This is a genomic window from Brevundimonas sp., from assembly GCF_044336875.1.
In the GTDB taxonomy this organism is placed as follows: Bacteria; Pseudomonadota; Alphaproteobacteria; order Caulobacterales; family Caulobacteraceae; genus Brevundimonas.
This window is the reverse complement of record NZ_JBIIOP010000018.1, coordinates 26,878-45,284: the sequence shown is the minus strand read 5'-3', so window position 1 is coordinate 45,284 and position 18,407 is coordinate 26,878. Positions and strand designations below refer to the sequence as shown.

The 18,407-nt window shown below is 63.1% G+C and carries 17 protein-coding genes; 11 read left to right on the top strand and 6 right to left on the bottom strand.

Annotated elements, in window-relative coordinates; all coding sequences use genetic code 11:
* Window positions 1–83 precede the first annotated feature (83 nt).
* The 5 genes from ACIQ1T_RS16100 (at window position 84) to ACIQ1T_RS16080 (ending at window position 7,273) form a co-directional block, all read left to right on the top strand.
* Entirely contained in the window at window positions 84–3,305 is a 3,222-nt protein-coding gene (locus tag ACIQ1T_RS16100; protein WP_395945566.1) for a hypothetical protein, read from the top strand.
* A 579-nt stretch (window positions 3,306–3,884) separates the two neighbouring features.
* Entirely contained in the window at window positions 3,885–4,517 is a 633-nt protein-coding gene (locus tag ACIQ1T_RS16095; RefSeq protein WP_395945565.1) for a hypothetical protein, read from the top strand.
* 1 nt (window position 4,518) lies between these two features.
* Window positions 4,519–5,466, top strand: a complete 948-nt coding sequence (locus ACIQ1T_RS16090) for a hypothetical protein (RefSeq protein ID WP_395945564.1) — start codon at window positions 4,519–4,521, stop codon at window positions 5,464–5,466.
* On the top strand, window positions 5,444–5,644 hold the full coding sequence (locus ACIQ1T_RS16085; RefSeq protein ID WP_395945563.1) for a hypothetical protein: 201 nt from the start codon (window positions 5,444–5,446) through the stop codon (window positions 5,642–5,644). Before ACIQ1T_RS16090 ends, ACIQ1T_RS16085 begins: the two co-directional genes overlap by 23 nt.
* 609 nt (window positions 5,645–6,253) lie before the next feature.
* A complete protein-coding gene (locus ACIQ1T_RS16080; RefSeq protein ID WP_395945562.1) occupies window positions 6,254–7,273 on the top strand; it encodes an MBL fold metallo-hydrolase in 1,020 nt (339 codons plus the stop codon).
* A gap of 200 nt (window positions 7,274–7,473) precedes the next feature.
* On the opposite strand, the gene ACIQ1T_RS16075 is transcribed toward ACIQ1T_RS16080, so the two are convergent.
* From ACIQ1T_RS16075 to ACIQ1T_RS16060, 4 genes are read right to left on the bottom strand one after another with little or no spacing between them, the layout of a single operon-like run.
* Window positions 7,474–7,881 (bottom strand): DUF1801 domain-containing protein, encoded by a 408-nt coding sequence (locus ACIQ1T_RS16075; protein ID WP_395945561.1) that lies wholly within the window; start codon window positions 7,879–7,881, stop codon window positions 7,474–7,476.
* Window positions 7,882–7,884: 3 nt separating this feature from the next.
* A complete protein-coding gene (locus ACIQ1T_RS16070) occupies window positions 7,885–8,079 on the bottom strand; it encodes a hypothetical protein (protein ID WP_395945560.1) in 195 nt (64 codons plus the stop codon).
* A gap of 20 nt (window positions 8,080–8,099) precedes the next feature.
* Window positions 8,100–8,528 carry an SRPBCC domain-containing protein gene (locus tag ACIQ1T_RS16065; protein ID WP_395945559.1) on the bottom strand — a complete coding sequence of 143 codons (429 nt, stop codon included), beginning with the start codon at window positions 8,526–8,528 and terminating at the stop codon, window positions 8,100–8,102.
* Complete coding sequence (locus ACIQ1T_RS16060; RefSeq protein ID WP_395945558.1) at window positions 8,525–8,845, bottom strand: ArsR/SmtB family transcription factor; 321 nt, start codon at window positions 8,843–8,845, stop codon at window positions 8,525–8,527. Before ACIQ1T_RS16060 ends, ACIQ1T_RS16065 begins: the two co-directional genes overlap by 4 nt.
* 387 nt (window positions 8,846–9,232) lie before the next feature.
* Between ACIQ1T_RS16060 and ACIQ1T_RS16055 the strand changes: the two genes are divergently transcribed.
* The 4 genes from ACIQ1T_RS16055 to ACIQ1T_RS16040 all read left to right on the top strand — a co-directional run bounded on the left by ACIQ1T_RS16055 (window position 9,233) and on the right by ACIQ1T_RS16040 (window position 15,714).
* Window positions 9,233–9,760 (top strand): RNA polymerase sigma factor, encoded by a 528-nt coding sequence (locus ACIQ1T_RS16055; protein WP_395945557.1) that lies wholly within the window; start codon window positions 9,233–9,235, stop codon window positions 9,758–9,760.
* A gap of 20 nt (window positions 9,761–9,780) precedes the next feature.
* Entirely contained in the window at window positions 9,781–10,683 is a 903-nt protein-coding gene (locus ACIQ1T_RS16050) for a FecR family protein (RefSeq protein WP_395945556.1), read from the top strand.
* Between the two features lie 115 nt (window positions 10,684–10,798).
* A complete protein-coding gene (locus ACIQ1T_RS16045; RefSeq protein WP_395945555.1) occupies window positions 10,799–13,798 on the top strand; it encodes a TonB-dependent receptor in 3,000 nt (999 codons plus the stop codon).
* Window positions 13,799–14,226: 428 nt separating this feature from the next.
* A complete protein-coding gene (locus tag ACIQ1T_RS16040) occupies window positions 14,227–15,714 on the top strand; it encodes a serine hydrolase (protein ID WP_395945554.1) in 1,488 nt (495 codons plus the stop codon).
* Window positions 15,715–16,341: 627 nt separating this feature from the next.
* Here the strand turns inward: ACIQ1T_RS16040 and ACIQ1T_RS16035 are convergent.
* Together ACIQ1T_RS16035 and ACIQ1T_RS16030 are read right to left on the bottom strand one after the other, a co-directional pair.
* Window positions 16,342–16,566 carry a helix-turn-helix domain-containing protein gene (locus ACIQ1T_RS16035; protein ID WP_395945553.1) on the bottom strand — a complete coding sequence of 75 codons (225 nt, stop codon included), beginning with the start codon at window positions 16,564–16,566 and terminating at the stop codon, window positions 16,342–16,344.
* Between the two features lie 55 nt (window positions 16,567–16,621).
* The gene (locus tag ACIQ1T_RS16030; protein WP_395945552.1) at window positions 16,622–16,846 is read right to left on the bottom strand and encodes a helix-turn-helix domain-containing protein; all 225 of its coding nucleotides are present in this window, start codon (window positions 16,844–16,846) and stop codon (window positions 16,622–16,624) included.
* Between the two features lie 78 nt (window positions 16,847–16,924).
* Between ACIQ1T_RS16030 and ACIQ1T_RS16025 the strand changes: the two genes are divergently transcribed.
* Both ACIQ1T_RS16025 and ACIQ1T_RS16020 read left to right on the top strand, forming a co-directional pair.
* Window positions 16,925–17,401 carry an RNA polymerase sigma factor gene (locus tag ACIQ1T_RS16025; RefSeq protein ID WP_395945551.1) on the top strand — a complete coding sequence of 159 codons (477 nt, stop codon included), beginning with the start codon at window positions 16,925–16,927 and terminating at the stop codon, window positions 17,399–17,401.
* A 1-nt stretch (window position 17,402) separates the two neighbouring features.
* Window positions 17,403–18,398: a FecR family protein gene (locus tag ACIQ1T_RS16020; protein ID WP_395945550.1), complete on the top strand. Its 996-nt coding sequence runs from the start codon at window positions 17,403–17,405 to the stop codon at window positions 18,396–18,398.
* The last annotated feature ends 9 nt before the right edge of the window (window positions 18,399–18,407 follow it).

Here is an 18,407-nt window from a genome sequence, read left to right as displayed (position 1 = left end):
TCGACGCTCCAGTTTTCCGATGCAACCTTTCGGATCGCGCTTGGATATGATCGGTTGTATTGGGCAGTGTCAAAGGGGGCTTCATGACCAAAGATTCGCTTCACGAGGACATCGCTTCCAGCAATCCGGTGGCGCGCTTTGAGCAGCTGGCGTTGTCACCCGGTGACGGGATGGTCGAAGCGAGGAACAGCGTTCGCCACTGGCTGTTTGAGAAGGCCGGCGACCTCGCCAGCACAGGGTCGATCGGAGATGCGTTAGCGCTAATCGCTCGAGACGCGCACCCCGACCGGACGACTGCGCTCGTCATTGTGAGGTTGCTAGCGGTCCAAGGCCTCATCCCGGAGCCGAACTCAGCGAATCATATCGTGAGGTCTGTTGTCGCCATCGTTGAGGCGGCCCTCCCGGACCTAGTGGCCTTTTTAAAGCTCGACTCCAAAAGTCAGAACTACGAGAAATACGGCCAGATCTCGTCGACGCAGAAGAAGGTGGAGCAGCTACTGAACCCTGTCGCTGACAGGTTCGGCGATCTCGAAGCGCTTCTGGCCGCGCGGAAAGAGATCATCGGGGCGCTCAACCACAGTGTTGTTCGCGGCTACTGCGAGCCCTTTCGTTTGAACGACATCCGCAACGCGATTGAGGCCGTCTTCAGTCGTCTGAAACGGATAGCCACACCTGAAGCTAGCTTCCTGACCGACTACGAGGAGTGCGTTCGGAGCATCTCTGACGCCCGTCTCGCAGGTCTAGAAAATGGGTCGTTTCTAGCCGTGGACTACCTAGATCCTTTTCTGACGAACGTCGCTGTCGTGATCGAGGATTACCTCGCCTCAGTGCGGGCGAGGTTCCAGACGACCGTCCGCCGGCCGAGAGCAACAAAGGAGCTGCAGAAACGGTATCCGTTGCACGAGGAAGGCCGCGCCTTTCCCGTCCTTATTCCGTTAAGGAATGACGGGCCCGGACTCGCTACCGAGGTCCGTATCTCAACGACGATCAGCGGCGACGACGTCTACATCCCAAGCCAGACGCTTTCGCTCGGAAACGTCTTACCCGGCGACTTCTCGGTCGTGCTTGAAGCGATGGTCGTCCAGCGCACCGATAGCTTCGAGGGCATCCTCCATGTCGAATGGGGAGAGATCGGCAGCCCCGCGCGCAGTAGCGACGTCTTCGAGTTCACGGTGATGTCGCAGGCGAGCGACGTCGATTGGAACTCCATTCAATTCTGGACGCCGTACAGCACAGACGTCGCCAAGGGAGACGCGTTCATCGGTCGTGATGAAAAGGTCCGGCCGTTAGCCAGCAAGCTGCTTAGGAATCCAATGGAGCCGTTTTACGTCACAGGTCAAAAACGGGTCGGGAAGACCTCGTTGGCCTTGGCCGCGGCAGCTTTCGCGACCCAACACGAAGCGGGTCAAAACATATTCTATCACTACATCCTCTGGGGAGACGTCGCGCACTTCGAGCCAAAGGACTGCATCAAGCAGCTCGGTCAAAGCATCGAGCGTTTCATAAAATCGAAGTTCCCCATCGGATTTGCTTTCGAACCTGGCGACTACGACGGATCACTCGCTCCGATAGTGGAACTTTCATCGATCGCTTCGACAGTTCTCCCGAACGCGAAGTTCGTTGTAATCATCGACGAGTTCGACGAGATTCCTCAGGAGCTATTCCTGCACGGCAACCTAGCGGACACCTTCTTCGGAAACCTTCGAGCCATCTCCCGCCGAGAGAATATTTGCCTATGTCTGGTGGGCGGCGAGAACATGCCGTTCGTGTTCGACCGACAAGGCCAACGCGTGAACAACTTCTCTAGGATCAACCTCAGCTATTTCTCTCGTGAAAGCGAATGGGGCGATTTCCAAAAGATGATCCGCGAGCCTAGCGCGGGCGTACTCAACTGGCATGACGACGGCATCGCCGAGGTCTTCAACGCCACGAACGGCAATCCATACTATGCCAAGATTGTCTGCGCTGGGGTCCTGCGGCGGGCAATCGCCGAGCGGGATGCCGACATCACCGTCACGGAAGTCAGGTCAGCGGCGGAAGCCGAGGTGTCGGCGCTTGGCACCAATTCCTTCGCTCACCTTTGGCAGGACGGCGTGCCCCGATCAGCCGAGGAAAGAGAGCCAGACATCCTGCGACGGAGCCGGGTGCTTGTCGCCGCCGCGAGATGTCTGCGCGAGCCAATCGCTCTGACGGCCTCGAACATCGCTGAGCGCAAAGCGTCTTCAGAATTGACGGAGTCGGAGATTTCCCCGGTCCTCAACGACTTTGTCAGGCGCGAAGTTTTGAGAGAGAAATCTGGCGTCTACGAGTTCGTGTTGCCGATCTTCGGTAGATGGCTCGCCGACGTTGGTGCCAATCAGCTCGTGGCCGACAGGCTATCCGACGAGCTATCCCAATCTGCCATTCAACAAGAGAACGCGGTCATCGTCCGAGCGGAGGAAGTTGTTGATCTGGTCAAAAGCTGGCCGACGTATCGAGGACGTCAAATCGGAACGGACGATGTCCGGGCTTGGTATCAACAAGTCGCCAGCCCGCGTGAGCAGCGGCTTCTCTTCAAGCTGTTGAAACGCACGACTGTATTCAGCGAAACGCTCGTTCGTGAGCGTCTCCGATCGGCCCATGCCATCATTCGGTCGGTGATCCCCGTACCGATCACGCGCAAAAGGAACGAGCGACGGACCGACATCGCCATCACCTACGTGGATGGTGAGGGGAAGAGCGGCGTCAGTTACGCAAGCCTATACGCCGAGGAAAACGGCATCGCGGTGAACAACATCATTCCTCCCGCTGAGTTCAAGAAGAGATTCGCAAAGCTGAAGAAGGACGTCGAAGTCATCTCGGCACTCGTCATAATAGACGACATAGCCGCTACCGGCCGTTCCTTGAGAGACAACGTCGCAAACTTCGTAGCCGATCACTCCGGTGAACTCGCCGACGTTAAGGTGCGTGCCGTCTGCCTTGTCGCCACAGACGACGCTCAGAAGCGGATTCTCCGCGGTATCTCGAAAATCGAGCACGTCGACGTCGATTTCCGCGCTTGCGAGATACTCCCACCATCATCGTACGCGTTCCCGGAGGACGGCTCTGGTTGGGACGATGACGACGAGCGCGAGCGGGCGCTGGCGATGTGCAACCAACTTGGAAGCAAGATATATAAGCAGAGCCCCCTGGGGTTTGGAGGGCAAGGCTTGCTGGTCGTATTCCCGACGACCACGCCGAACAATAGTCTACCCATCCTCCACTCTCACTCGCGCATCGGGACGGGTACGACCTGGAGTCCGCTATTTCCGAGAGTAGTGAACTGAGCTGTCACCGTAACCGGCGAACACCTTCTCGGATGCGTACGATGATCGTGTTGCTACCCATTAACGGCGAACGAAATCTGTCCGCTGTTCTGTTTTGACCGGCGACGGGAATTGGTTCCGTGAGGGGTTGGCCCCGGATGGATCGCGTGGAGGTTTCATTTAGCTAGAAGCCGACTTTAATCGACCAGCTGAATGTCGAGTTGTTGGCGGGCTGCGCATGTCCGCTGTTGGCGCTTCTGAGACACTAAGCGGCCATCGCCGTTCGTGACTCGAAACAGCTGTTCGCAACGTCTGTTCTGGCCCTAGTCGTCTAAGGGGCGTAGCGCGCGGTCGAACCCTGGAGATCGTTAAGGCAGGTCGCCAACCCGGCGAGGCATATCGTCATGCGCGGTCTCGGCACATTGGGTCATTCGGTGACCGCTACCGCACCTCTGACGCACGCCATAGTTCGGGCCGCGCCCGTGACGGAAATGCGAATTAATTTCGACTAACAAGTAACGGTCTTGCGGTTAGTCAGATCAGTTCCCACCTCTGCCATATCGACAACAGGAGCGTGGCAAGAAACGCCAGGCCTTGACTATGGATCACGAATATTCGGTTCTGGGTGGAATCAACCGCGCACGCGTCGGCCAGGTAATCGCTACCGTGGCGGCTGCAGTTGCGTCCGGACTTGTCGCACTGCTGCTGGCGCTGGTCGATTTGGCACAATATCTCGGCCTCGGACATCTGCTGCCGACGCTGGCCCTACCGCCGATCGGCGCGGGTCTGGTCTTCACCGCGCTCTACTGGCTGTTCAGCCGATACGTGTGGGGCTGGCCCTGGGCGAGGACGGCGCTGGGCGTGCCGGACCTGCGCGGCACCTGGCGCGTTGACGGGCAAACCATAAACGCCGACGAGGCGCGGTCTCCGGGCTTCGTCTGGTCGGGCAAGATTGTTATCACGCAGAACTGGGACAAGCTGCGGGTCCGTCTGACGACCGCGCAGTCCGGCTCCAACAGCGTCACGGCCGCGCTGATCCGCGACGAGGCCGACGGCTTCCGCCTTTTCTACAGCTACCGCAATGATCCGAAGATCGGGCAATCCGAACTGCAGAGCCATCGCGGCTATGCGGAGATTACGTTCGACCACGACCTGACAACGGGGGAGGGCGAGTACTTCAACGGCCAAGGACGCTTCACCTTCGGCACCATGAAACTGACGAAGGAGTCCTGATATGGCGCGCCCTATCGACGATCGACTGACCCGACTGAAGAACCGTCGCAGCGGCATCGACCGCTTCGGCACCCTGACCGTCGACCAGCAGGTCGAGGCGATCACCAAGAGCATCTTGGAAGAAAGCTGGCAGAAGCGGGCGACGGCCGACAAGCCGCACACCCGCTACGCGCTCGGTGCGATGCAGGAAGTTGGTGCCGACTCGACGCGTATCAGCATTGAGACGGCCGAGCGCGTCGGCAACCAGCTCAACAAGGGGTTCGAGGCGCAGGGCCGGAGCGTCGAGTTCCGCCTGCAGGGATCGGTGCCGCTGAATGTCCACATCCGGCAATACAGCGACGTTGACCTCCTGACGCTCGATCTCGGCTTTCTGAACTACGACCAGAACGGCGCGCGCGCTCGGCTGGGATACTACACCCCGTCGAACGAGACGACAGTTGGCCGGCTGTCGCTGCTGCGCGCCCAGGCCGAGAACATCCTGATCAACGCCTTCCCGCAGGCGACGGTCGACAAGAAGGGCAACAAGGCGATCAACATTTCGGGCGGCTCGCTGCCCCGGAGCGTCGATGTGGTGCCGTCGTGCTGGTACGACACGATCGTCTGGCAGGTGTCCGGCAAGGAGGTAGACCGGGCCGTTAAAATTCTCGACAAGTCAGTGCCGACGACGATCTCGAATTGGCCGTTCCTGCACATCGACCGAGTCAGCGCGAAATGCGCCACCACGCTCGGCGGGCTGCGGAAGTCGATCCGCCTGGCCAAGAGCGTGAAGAACGACGCGGACGCGGAAATCGCGCTGCCGAGCTTCGACATCGCCGGTCTCATGTATCACGCGAACATGCAGGCGCTGCTCGCCGGCTACACCTACGAGCTGGCGATCTTGGCCGAGACGCAGCGGTGGCTCGATTACCTCTACCGTAACCAGGACTATGCGGACGCTGCTGACCCCTGACGGGACGCGGTCGATCCTGGACACGGAGCGCAAGGTCGGAGCCTTGCTGCTGCTGTCGAACGAGTTCGACGCGCTGCTGCGCGCCGTCGCCAAAGAACAGGCCCCGTACGCCACCCTCGACACTCTGGAACAATGCCGCGAGGCGCTGTCCCGCGTGTACATCGCCGAAGCCGCTTAGAAGGAGACATCACAGTGGCAAAATCCCCGAAGACCTTTCCGATCGGTCGCAACAGTGAAACCGGCCGCCTGACTTCTGTCGCCAAGGCGCAGGCAAGCCCGAAGAACCACCAAGTCGAGCGCATGCCGAAGCCCGGACGCGGCGACACGAAGTAGGGGCGGTGAACTACAGGAGCAGCGTTTGCCGGCCTGACCGGCCGCTCTCCATATGGTGCTGTCCGGAGAGATCGTTGATGACTGAGGACGCCTAGGCCGTTCTTGAGATTATCGGTCTCCAGCATGAACGCGTTTAACCGGTTGGGCGCACCGTTCCGGTTGCCTGTCCAAGCGAAGCCCTAAGCGACGTTGCGGTGCCCCGAGACTATCGGGTCGCCGCAAGATGCACTGAATGGCTGTCTGGTTTCTGACATCGAGCGAATGTCAGCTACTGGCGCTTGTCGGAATCGGCTCACGAGCGTCAGTTCCGAGACAAAACAAACTCGGAAACGGCTCCCAGTATTTACGGACGACGCGAAGGGCGAGTTGGCAACCAGACCCGCGCGGCCTCTAATGGATCAACGATATGAGAGGTACGCACATGCTGACGCGGCGCTTGCTATTGGGGACGGGCATGGCGCTGGCCGTGGCCCGGTCAGCGCGGGCGACCGCATTTGAAGTTCCGACCGTTGAACGGCTTGAGCTCACGATTATCGCCGATGGTACGGTATCGAGCTTCGCCACTCCGGTCGAACAGTCCGGGCTGATCATTACGCCGGCGCCTCGCGCTGCCGGGTCCTATCGCAACACGCTCCGCGCCGAATGGGGATATTCGGTGATGGCCGATGCCTTCATGGCCGACGCCCGTCATCGGCTCCTCATCGACTTTGGATACACACCCGAAGCATTGGCCTCGAACATGGCCATCCTTGGCGTCGATCCTTCGACGTTCGACGCTATGGTGCTGAGCCACGGTCACTACGATCATTTCGGCGGAATGGCCGCCCTCCTCGGGCGCATCAAACGCGGCACGCCCCTCTATGTCGGCGGGGAGGAAGCTTTCTGTGCCCGGCTGCGGGGCACGACGCCGGATGGGCCGGGTTTTGGGCAGATCGATAGGGCAGACATCCGCGCTGCGGGGGTCGACTTGCGTGTTGCGTCGGAGCCTCAAATCGTGGCCAGCACCGCCTTTACGACTGGCCACATCCCGTTAGTGTCCCCAGAGCGCCCCAAGGTCCCGACCTCGATGTTGCCGGGTCAAGGATGCGAGCGTGCCCAGTTGGACCCCGATCGGCGCGACGCGGACTTCTTCGTCGATGACGCCGTCCATGAACTCGGCACTGCCTTCAACCTGCGTGGCAAGGGACTGGTCGTTATCGGCTCCTGCAGTCACCGCGGTATCATCAACACCGTTCGTAGAGCGCAGGAGGTTTCTGGCATTGAACGGGTACATGTCATCATGGGTGGCTTTCATCTGGTGCCGCCCCAAACATCCGCCCAAGCGTTGGAAACCCTGGCGCTCATGAGACAGATGAATCCGACGTACATTCTGCCGGGCCACTGCACAGGCGAAGCGTTTATAGCCCCTGCCGTTGCCCAGATGCCCGAGCAGGTGTTCCGCACAGTCGTCGGCAGCAAGATCGCTCTGACGTAGGTCTCATCGCAACGGCATCCGGACCAAGACGAATAAGCGCTTTCGTAGGCTTCAAATGTCGCCTCTCCGGCGGAGGTGCAATGTTCGGATCTGGCGCTCTGTCGACATAGGTCTGTATCGCTCAGGAAGTCCTAGGTGACGGGGATGACGGACTATGCCGGCTCTTTCGCCTTCCGTCACAGGCCACCGATGTCCGGGTATCAGACCTTCGTCTGCGGGAGGACAATCGCCTGCCGGATCCACGAGATCAGCTGACTGTCGTCGAAACAGTCTTCTCGGATGTCGTTATAGCGAACATTGCCCACTTTTGATGCGCCGGCCGGAACGGGCTCCATCTTGGCGCCTTCGAAGAACGTCACGCGCACATACTTTGTGTAACAGTGCATCGAGGTGAACCATTTGCCCTCTTCGACGCCGTACATCGGCGTGTTCCACTTGACCGCTTTACGTACGCTTGGGACGGTTGCGACGATCAAGGCGTCGAGGCGACGGCAGATATCCTGTTTCCATCCAGGAACTGCGTCGATCCATGCGGCGACGGGCGCGTCGCCGTCGCCCTTGGCGATCTGCGGATTGTCGCCTGATAGGATCACGGGCTTGTCGGCCATGACTCAGCTCCGTCGGTTCAGATACGGCGCAGCGAACAGCCACAGGCCCGAGATCATCATCAAGAACAGCGGCGCCAACGGCAGGAAAGCAAGCCAGGCGGCTTCGATCCGGACAACAAGCGCGCCGATGTTGAGTAGGACCGCAACGGTGAAGACGATGGCGAGCGAGCGATGGCTCTGGCGGGCGAAGGCGGTCATTCAAAGTTCCTTTCGAGACGTCAGTCGGCGTGTGTCAACACGTCGTCCAGTTTCAGCAGGAAGGCGGCCCAGCCATGTGTGGCTCCACCCAGCGCCTGCTTCTGGTTCGGGCGGAAGCCCGCCTGTTCCATCTTCAGCCGGGTCCCCGATCCGGTTGGCGTCAGAGTGAAGGTCACAACGCTTTTCAAAGCGAAGTTCGGATCTTTGTTTTCGAAATCCCACCGGTAAGCCAGCACCCGCTCAGGCTCGATCGCCACGACTTCACAATCCAGCACGCCGCCCCATTCGCCCGTCAGGTGAAACTGGCGGCCCATCGTGTCAGGCGCGGCGTCGATCTTCATCAGCCACTCCTCAATGAGATGCGGCTGGGTCAGGGCGCGCCACACCTTTGCGGGCGGGTGGGCGAAGTCGCGTTCGACGACGACGGATCGGGTTTCGGTCTGTGTCATTGGTCCATCCGGCTTAGCAGATCGTCCAGCCGGTCCATGCGCGCCGCCCAGAAGCCGGCCATCTCGTGAGTCCAGTCCGTTATCGAGGCCAGGGCTGCGGGGCGGGGGCTGTAATAGGTCTGGCGACCGGTCTGACGGTCGGCGACCAGCCCAACGGCTTTGAGCTGGCCGAGATGTTTCGAGACGGCGGGTTGGGATACGCCGGCTGCGGCGGTGATCAGGGTCACCGGCTGTTCGCCGTCCCGACAGAGGCGCTCGAAGATCGCTCTGCGCGTGGGATCCGCGAGACAACGAAACAGATCGGGCGCAGGCGACATATTTCATAACCAATCAGCTATGGTTATTCCATGACTGGCAGGTTATGCCTTGTCAAACGGCGCCATGCTGCCTTGGCGAACTTTTCGCCGTCGATGGCTCGCCAGCGTACGCAGGAGGTCGAAAGCAGTGCTCAGGCTGGCGGCCGTTTCAAGGTCTGCATTCAAGCGTGCAGGCAATGTCCGTTGCTGGCGTTCTCAGACATTTGCCGCCAAAGGCTGCTCCTGGCGCGCAGCCGGGTTCGGTTCATGGCGGCGCTTGTTTCTCTCGGCTGTCCCTAAAGGGGTTTCCCGCGAACTCCTCTCGCCCAGTGAATGCTCGGCGGTCCGCTCTACGCCATCGAACCTTCACGCTGACGCGTTAGAGGGCGATCCGGGTGGGGATCGTCCGTGGCATATGATGGCGACGACAGTCAGGCGGCGAGGGACTGGTCTCCGGTCCTCGACTTCGTGCGCCGTTTGGCGCGGCGACGGCTGCGCCGAGCGGATTTGGCTGAAGATGTCGCCCAAGAGACGGTGTTGCGTCTGGTGGAATACGGGCGCGGCGGGGTGGCGATCGACAACCTCTACGGGCTGGCCTTGCGTATCGCGGAGAACCTCGTGAACGAGCAGTTTCGGCGCGAGCGTCGATGGGGGCAGGTCGAACTGAGCGATACCCTGGCCAGCTCCGAACCCGCGCCCGACCGGGTGATCGAAGGCAAGGAAGCCGTCGCTACACTGAAACAGGCGCTGGCGCAGATGCCGGCGCTGCGGCGGGACATCATCATCCGGCGGCGGGTCCGCCACCAGAGTTGCGCCGCCATCGCCGCCGATCTGGGACTGAGCGTCAAGGCGGTGGAGAAACATATGACGCGGGGATTGCTGGACCTCAATCAGGCGTTCGGCCAGAACGGACGCGGTCGGGGGGAGCCGAATTGAAGACGGATCAGAAACGCCTCATGGCCGAGGCCGCCGCCTGGGTGGACTGGTCCGCCAGACCCGATGCGAGCAAGGCCGAGGCGGCCGCCTTCGAGCGTTGGATGGGCGAGAGCGAGGCCCATCGCAGGGCTTTCGCCGACCTCGCGGCCCTGTGGCGGTCTGACGCCCTTGGCGAAGCCGCAGCCGACCTGGCGGTCGCCAGTTCCCGCCGGGGCGAACGGGTCCTCCCGTGGCGGTACATCATTCCGGCGGCTGTGACCGCGGCGGCGGCGGCCCTGGTCGTGCTATACGCGCCCTGGATGGACTACAGGACTCTGGAGACCGGACGCGCACAGTCGGGCGAGACTGTCCTGGCCGACGGTTCGACGGTGCGGCTGAGCGGCGGAGCCCGACTGGTCGTGCGACAAAGTCCGATGGGACGCAGCGCGACCCTGGATCGCGGCGAAGCCTTTTTCGATGTTCGTCATGACGGCCGGCCTTTCACGGTGGCGGCCGGTGAAGGCCAGGTCCAGGTCATGGGTACGGCCTTCAATATCGATCGGTTGTCCTCGGGGCGCACCGAGGTCGCCCTGTATCGCGGAGCGGTGCGGGTGCGTGGCCGTTCACGCGACACCGTGGACCTGGCGCCCGGCGAAAGGGTTATCGTCGATCGCGGGCGTCTGAGCCGGGGTGCGCCGTTGCGTGCTGCCCGACCGGACTGGCTCGACGGCTGGTTCGACGCCCAGGACGCCAGTTTGAGCCAGTTGGCCGAAGAGGTCGATCGGTTCTCCGACAAGCCGGTCGAGGTTGATCCTGAGGTTCGCCGGATGCGGATCAGCGGCCGTTTTCAGGTGGCCGAGCCCCGCGCCGTCCTGGCCCTGATCGAGGTCGCCTATGGGGTCCGGGTCGTCGAGGAAAGCGACCGTATACGGATCGAACGGTGAGAACCGTAGCGAAACCGTCGCCAATATTTCACCGCTGAAAAGGTAGGGTTCCGACCCGACCGGACATCTCTCCCGCAGGCGATCGACGCCGACTTCTTTCCCGGGGGACCAAGACATGAAAACCGATCTGACGCTGCGCGCGTCCGCCTTCGCCCTGGCGGCCGCCCTGGCCGTCGCCACGCCCGCCATCGCTGTCGCCCAGGCGGCGCAGCAGACCTTCGCCATCCCGGCCCAGGACCTGTCCCTGGCCCTGAACGACTTCTCGCGCGCCACCGGCCTGCAGGTCGCCGCCCAGCCCGAGGTGGTGCGCGGCCGTCGCAGCCGCGCCGTCGAGGGGCGGTTCACCCCGGCCGAGGCCCTGTCGCGTCTGACCGCCTCCAGCGGCGTTCAGGCCCGGATCGTCGGGCGTGCGGTTCTGGTGGAGGCGACCGCTTCGGCCGCCGCCTCGCCTCGCGTCGAGCGCACGGCGGCGGCGCGCGTTGCGGCGGCCCCGCCGATCATTTCGGCTCCGTCACAGGCTACAGAGGTCGAGGAAATCGTCGTCACCGGCTTTCGCGCCAGCCTGAACGCCGCCCGTGACCTCAAGCGCGACGCCGTCGGCGCCCAGGATGTCATCGTCGCCGACGACATCGCCGCCTTTCCCGATCTGAATCTGGCGGAATCCCTGCAGCGGGTGCCGGGCGTGGCCATCACCCGTGACGCCGGCGAAGGTCGCCAGATCTCGCTGCGCGGCCTGGGCCCGGACTTCACCCGCACCCAGCTGAACGGCATGGAGGTGTTGGGCAATACGGCCTCGGGCTTCGACAACCGCGGCTCGGTCAGCCGGACGCGCAGTTTCGACTACAGCCTGTTCGCCTCGGAACTGTTCAACCGGGTGACGGTCGAGAAATCCTATGCGGCGGAACAGGACGAGGGCGGCATCGGCGGCACCGTCGGCCTGACCACGGCGCGTCCGTTCGACTACGCCGGTTCGCGCCTGGTGCTGGGCGCCAAGGCCCAGACCAATTCCAACACCGACAGCGTCACGCCACGCGTCATCGCCCTGGCCTCGAACCGCTGGCAGACCGGCGTGGGCGAGTTCGGCGCCCTGCTGTCGGCGGCCTACACCCGCAACGACGTCAATGAATACGGCATGCGGAGCTGGACCTGGACCAAGATCAACGTCAACGCCGCCAATATCGGACCGAACGTCTCGGCCGCCGACCGCGACCGACTGGTGAACGCCACCGGGCTGAACCGCATTTCGGCGCCCCAGGCCGTCAGCCCCTCGACCTGGTATGCGGAGCGCGAGCGGGTCGGTCTGACCGGATCGCTGCAATGGCGGCCGAACGCCCGCACCGACATGAGTCTGGACCTGATGTACGGCACGTTGGAGAACACGCGTGACGAATACGCCCAGGCCCCGGCCGGGGTGAACGCCCTGACCGGCAACGTCACGGGAACCCAGAGACTGAACGCCGTCGAGATCCGCGGCGACAGCATCGTCTACGCCGACTGGTCGGGCGTCGACATGCGCAACGAGCACAAGCACTCGCAAGACAAGACCACCTTCACCCAGGCGGTCTGGAACGGCGCCTATCAGGCGAGCGACACCCTGCGGTTCAACGCCCTGGTCGGCTACGCCAAGTCCGAGTTCGAGGGACCGGTTTTCGACAAGGTCTTCATCCAGGCGACGAACCAGAGCCTGACCTACGACTATCGCGGCGGCAGTCCGGTGGCCGTGACCTATGGTTTCGACACCACGGATCCGAGCCTGTGGGGCCTGATGCGCGCCGACGCCCGCGAGGACTTCATCACCAGCGAATACAAGACCGCGGAACTGAACGGCGCCTGGGACTTCACGCCGTCTTCCAGCCTGAAGTTCGGCGTCTCGCACAGGGATTTCCAGAACGACGGCTGGCAACGCTTCAACCGCGTGGACTGGTACAACAATCCTGCGCGCCCGGCGCCTGTGGTGGAGGTGATCGGCTACGACAGCCTGCTGCCCTATATTGTACCGAACGCGGTGGCGACCTTCGACCGGACGGGGCAGTTGCGCGACCTGACCGCCGCCAATGACCGGGCGGGCACCAACTACGCCCTGACCGAAAAGACCACGGCCGCCTTCGTCCAGTACGAACTGGACACGCAACTGGGCTCGATGCCGCTGAAAGCCAATGCGGGGGTGCGCTACTATTCGACCGACCTGACTTCGGCCGGGACGGTGGCGACCAACGCCGGCCTGGTGCCGACCACGATCGAGAGCAGCTATGACGGCTATCTGCCGGCGGCCAACGTCTCGCTGGAAGTCATGCCGGACATGATCCTGCGCCTGGGCGCCAGCCGTAACATCAGCCGTCCCAGCCTGGACGACCTGCGGGCGGCCGGCTCGGTCAGCTTCACCCCGTTCGGCGGCAGCGTCAGCGCGGGCAATCCGAACCTGGAACCCTTCCTGGCCGACTCCGTCGAGGCGTCGTGGGAGTATTACATGGGCCGCAGCGGCTATGTGGCCCTGGGCGTCTTCTACAAGAAGATGGACTCCTTCATCACCGCCGAGACCGCCTCGGTGCGTTACGGCGACATCGGCTATCCGCTGTCGCTGCTCGGGCCGGACCAGACGGCCGACACCATCTACTCCTACAGCCGGCCGGTGAACGGGGACGGAGCCTCGATCAAGGGGGCCGAGTTCGCGCTCCAGCGCGACTTCGACTTCCTGCCGGGTCTGTTCAGCAATCTGGGGGTCAGCTTCAACGCCACCTATGCGGAGGGTGAAACGGACTCGACCGTCGACGGCGTGGTCCGCACCCTGTCGCTGGCCAATCTGTCGAAATGGTCGTCGAATGCGACGGTCTATTATGAAACCGATGTCTGGGGCGCGCGCGTCTCCAGCGCCTATCGCGACGGCTATCTCGACGGGATCGGCGGCAACGGCAACATCGGTTCGGGCTATCACGCCACGACCAATATCGACGCCACAGCCTTCTGGAACATGACTCCGTCGCTGAAGCTGGTGGTCGAGGGCATCAACCTGACCGACGAGGCGACCGACCAGTACGCCGACATCGTCGAGCAGCGGTCGACCTCCTACACCAAGAGCGGCCGCACCTTCACGGTCGGTCTGACCTACGTCTTCTGAGCAAGGTCACGTGTTGGGCCGCCGCACTGCGGCGGTCCAACCGAAACCGGGAAGGCTTCCGATGACTGGAAGACGTGCGACGGTTTGGAGGCCTTCTGACCGCAGCCGCAACTGTGACGATGTGCATGCTCGGTGCGGCTCGCATGGCCCGTGGTCCTCTTTAGGCCTTCGTCGCCGACCGCCGATCGTGAACCATCGGTGTCCTACAGATTGTTCGCCCTCCCTATTTGTTCAGGGGAGCTCGAAAGGCGTCATCCTGTAGGGCGCTCCAGGCCATTGCAGCAGCGCCATAAAGACTGTTGATCGCCCGATCCGTCGCGGCGCGTTCAGCGCTTTTGACCAACGAACCTAACCTGCAGATTACCAAAGCTTCACTGGCGGGCGTGGATTTGACGTGGTCGCTTGTCGGCTCACGGATTGGATCCGCCATGCCATTTCGACACACGCCCTTCGCCATGGCGATGCTTGCCGTTCTGACCGGCGCGCCCCTCGCGGCTTCAGCCCAGACCGCGTCCTCGCCGCCGGCGTCGTCGTCGATCCGCGCCGATCTCGATGCCTGGGCCGCGCGTCAGATGCGTCTGCGATCAATCCCGGGCATGCAGATCGTGGTGGCCAAGGATGGGCGCGTCGTCTTCTCCGGCGCCTACGGCCTGGCCAATCTCCAGACCCCTGTTCCGGTCACGCCAGACACCGTCTTCTCGATCAACTCGGCGACGAAGACATTCGCGGGCGTCGAGATCCTGCGGCTTGTCGAGCGCGGCGAGGTGAAACTGGACGCGCCGGTGTCGACCTATCTCTCGGATCTGCCTCAGACGTGGCGGCCGATCACCGTGCGCCAGCTGCTGACCCACATGTCGGGTCTGCCGGATATCATCACGCGCGACGGCGGCTATGTCGGCCAGGATCGGGCGTCGGCCATCGCCGCGCTGGCGGACTTGCCCTTGCGATCCGTCCCGGGCGAGCGGTTCGCCTACAACCAAACCAACTATCTTTTGCTGCAATGGATCGTCGAGCAGGCGCGTGGTCGCGGTTTCGAGACGGTGGTGGGCGAGGACGCCTTCACGGCGTTCGGCATGACTCACTCCGGGTTCGGCGACTCCCTCGACCTGGTTCCCGGCAAGGCCGGCAGCTATCGCTACGGCCGTCCCGTCGGCGGCGAAGCGCCGCGTCTCCAGAACGTGCACGAACTCTTCCCGTCGTTCACCCGCGCCGCCGCCGGCGTCAACAGTTCAGGCCTGGATCTGTCCCGCTGGCTGATCGCCTTGCAGGCAGGCGAAATCCTCCGCCCGGAGACGCTGAACGCCCTGTGGACTCCGGGCCGCTTCAATGACGGCAAGCCCGGCGAATGGGCCAACGGGTGGGTGGTCGTCGACCGCCCCGAACACCGCTCTATCGGCATGAGCGGCGGGGGGCGGTCGGCCTTCTCCGTTTATCCGAACGACGGGGTGGCCGTGATCGTCCTGACCAATCTCGCCGGCGCCTATCCGGAGGAGTTGATCGACCCCGTCGCCGCTCGATTCATTCCCGGTCTGAAGTTGACCGGCGTGACGGCCCTGCGCGAGCGCCTGGAGGCGGAAGGCTTCGACCGGGCAGATCAGGTCGTGGCGGACTTGATCGAGCGAGACGGCGCCGCCTCTCTGCCGGAAAGCGAGCTCAACAACTGGGGCTACCGTCTGCTGGCCGGCGGCAAGACCGCCGACGCCCTGACGGTGATGCAACTCGTCGTCCGCCTCTATCCGGATAGCGCCAACGCCTATGACAGCCTAGCCGAGGTCTACGCCCGCGGCGGGGACCAGACACAGGCCATTGAGAACTACCAGCGCTCGCTTGTCCTCGACCCCGCAAATCTCAACGCTGTCGAGCAACTGGCCCGTCTTGAGGGGCGGGCGCTCCCAAAGTCCGATAGGGGTGGTTAGCGGGCGTCGGGCCCAATGATCAAAGCCGTGGCCCAAGGGGACCTCGCCACCCAGCCCAGTTTCTCTAAAAGGAGCCGGCCTTCGTCAGTCGCGACCAGGGCCTGCACGGTCTTCGACCCGTCGTGCGCGTCCGACAGCAGCATCATGATCGCTGAGCCTACGCGGCGTCGCCTGTGCAGCGGTCGGGTCGAAATCCGATCATAGATAAATACCCCGTTCGCGCTCGCCCCATACCTGCTGGCTGCAACTTCGCTATCTGAAGTGCATGTAGCCACGCGCCCTATCGTCTTCGGCCACTCCAACTGGCGGCTACGGCCAATCAAATTGGCCCCCCGCGCCAGCGAACTGATCACCGGTGAAAGACATCTTCCGCGGTCAGTCTGGGCCTTGATCACCCGCCGCATCGACTCGCCCTTGAACTCGATGCGGTGCGAAGTGCTGGCGATGCGATTAAGGATGGCGTCGGCACCGTCGTGTTGTCGATATAGGCAGGCCAAGCGCGTTGCTTACCGCCAGTTCGGCGAGAGATATGGGGTGGGCCCAGCCGAACGCGGATTACAATGTCGCCAATTGGAGCCGGAAGGCGAGTTCGCGCTTGTCCAAGCAGCCCGCACTGGATGAACGCCCTCAAGGCGACGGCAGGTCTCGATCGTCCAGCAACTGGGAAGGCGCGACACCAAGCGCGTCCGCCAGCCGCCCCAGCGCTCTAACGGTCGGATTTCGCGCGCCGCGTTCAAGGTCACTTAGGTAAGACCTCTTCATTCCGGCGCGAAATGCGAGTTCCTCCTGGGACAGCGCCGCATGCTTGCGGAGCGCGCGAACATTTCTTGCTAAGAGAGCGACGGCATCCATCGCCTCCCAACTGCCTTGCTGTCACAACTCTTGGCTGTCCCCCGGACGTGTCATTTCAGCGGTTAGATTTGGTGAGGGGCAATAGTAGCGTGTGCGGCGGGATTTCCAGTGCGTTTGCGATCCGCCCGAGGGCTCGCACGGTGGGATTTCTCGTCCCACGTTCCATATCGCTAACGTAGGAGCGCTTCATCCCCGCTCGAAATGCCAACTCTTCCTGAGAAAGATCTGCGGCGTTTCGAGCCCGTCGGAGGTTGTCGCCAAACAGGGTGACCGTGTCCATCGACAGCTTGTCACCCGAAGATGCCCCTTCCTGCTGTCCCCCAATCGTGTCATTTTGGGTTGGTCTGGAGGTATCCTTGTGATTGTTGGTCTGACATCCGTTGTTGCGCTCTATGAACGGCACGCAAAGTGGCTTTCCCGGCGCTTAGCGTATCGCATCGGGCCAGACGCGGAGGACGTTGCGCAGGAAGCATGGGCGCGCCTACTGCCGTATGAGGAGGTGCACGAGGTGCGTCATCCTCGCGCTCTGTTGCTGCGCATCGCCGAAAACGTGGCGCGGGACCGGGCGCGGCGTGAGATGCGGTACGACCAGGGTGTCTCTGCGCTGCGGGTGTTTGCCGTGGAGGAGGGGGACGGTGCCGGTGGTCAGGACGAGGAGCTCCTGCTCCAGCAGCTCATCCTGAGCTTGCCACAACCTCAGAGGGATGTCTTTGTGATGTCGCGTTTTGTCGGTCTCAGCAACGCCGAGATCGCCGATCGCCTGGGCATCGCCCAGAAGACCGTTGAGTGGCGGATGACGAAGGCCTTGGCGCATTGCGCAGCCCAACTCCGCTAGCATGGGGCGGAACATGAAAGGCCCGATGAAACGGGTTAGCAGAGCAGAGCGTGAAGCGGCGGAGTGGCATCTTCGCCTCGGCGAGCCGCGCGTGAGCACCCAGACTGTTCAGGACTTCTTCGAGTGGCGCCAGGACCCCGAGAATGCGGCCGCCTATGGTCGCGTCGAGACCGTGTGGAAGGGCGCGCGCGCCGCCTCCGGATCGCCGGCGGTCAATCGGGCCGTCGCCGAGGCCATGGGACGCCCCCGGCGGCGCTGGCTGATGACGACCGGAGGCGCCGGCCTGGCCGGGGCTCTGGTCGTGGTCGTGGCGGTGACGTGCGCCGCGCTCTGGGGCTCCGGCCGGCAGGTCTATCGCACGGATGTCGGCGAACAGCGGGTCGTCGAGCTTGCGGACGGCTCGACGGTGCGCCTGGACACGGATTCGGTGGTGCGGGTGCGCTTCGAGCGGGGCCGGCGCGGGCTCGACCTCGTGCGTGGTCAGGCCCTCTTCACCGTAGCGCATGATTCCACGCGGCCCTTTGTCGTGACGGCGGGCGACGCCGCGGTCACGGCCGTGGGCACGGTGTTCGACGTCCGGCGCACCGGCGACGCTGCACGGATCACCCTGGTGTCCGGCGCTGTGAGCGTCCAGGGCTCGGCCGGCGGGCCGCAGAAACGACTGGCTGCAGGCGAGCAGGCGGTCCTTTCACGCGCCGGCCCGGTCGTGCGAACCGTGGACGCCGGGAGCGTCACAGCCTGGAGCGAGGGCCGCATCGTCTTTCGGGACAGGCCGCTGGACGAGGCGGTGGCGGAGGTGAACCGGTATCTGGACGCGCCGATCGTGCTGGATGCCCCGGCCCTGTCCAAGGCCTCGGTCAACGGGGTGATCCGTACGGGCGACAGGGCGGCCTTCGTCGAGGTCGTCGCCGTCACCTTTGATCTGAAGGCGTCCCGGGACGCGGACGGGCGGGTTCGGCTGACGCCTGAAAATAATTCGGGACGGGCTCCGGGGTAGGGCGGGGTT